Here is a 619-nt window from a genome sequence, read left to right as displayed (position 1 = left end):
TTCTGAAACGGTGGTGGGAGTCTGTTGTGATATGATAGCTCCGCTTTGGCTTTACCAGCATATGATTGGCTCTTAATATCCTGAACAGTTTATCCCTTCCAACCTTTAGGGACAATAATTGATCTTTAAGCAAAAAATATAATTTTTTACCTCCCAACCTGGGCATAGTGATACGGATGTCCCGCACCATTGTTATTACCCTTTGGGCGATAGATTGTTTATAAAGTGTAGATTTAATTGATCTATAATATACCTGCCTATTTACCCCGAGCAAATCACAGGTAGAAACTAAAGTTTCTTTGTACTCTTCTTTGAAGAGGTTGATAAGTCGGGTGCGTAATTTTTTCTGATCTGGATGTCATATTCCTTCTCCGCCAAATCCACGAGCATATCAAAGATTATAACCTTCTTATCCGCGCGCTCGGCCAAATGTTCTGCGCGTGCCTTCTGTTTCTCGAGTAATTTGACTTTGGCTTCTAACTCTAAGATGCGTTGTTCGGGAGTTTTTGCCACGATATTTTCAGTTTGGTTTTCCCAGTCAAAAGTACCATATTTTCGCAACCATTCCCTAATAGTGGATTTCGCCTGTATACCATATTTATGACAGGCTTCGGTTTTG

General features: G+C 40.1%; 1 pseudogene. It reads right to left on the bottom strand.

Features of this window, described 5'->3' with window-relative positions:
• Nucleotides 1-288: 288 nt before the first annotated feature.
• A pseudogene (locus IE056_RS18330) lies at nucleotides 289-619 on the bottom strand (hypothetical protein); the annotation flags it as partial.

The sequence above is a fragment of the Salinimicrobium marinum genome (assembly GCF_014651535.1).
GTDB lineage: Bacteria > Bacteroidota > Bacteroidia > Flavobacteriales > Flavobacteriaceae > Salinimicrobium > Salinimicrobium marinum.
The sequence above is the reverse complement of the archived record's forward strand: the minus strand, read 5'-3'. Positions and strand labels throughout refer to the sequence as shown.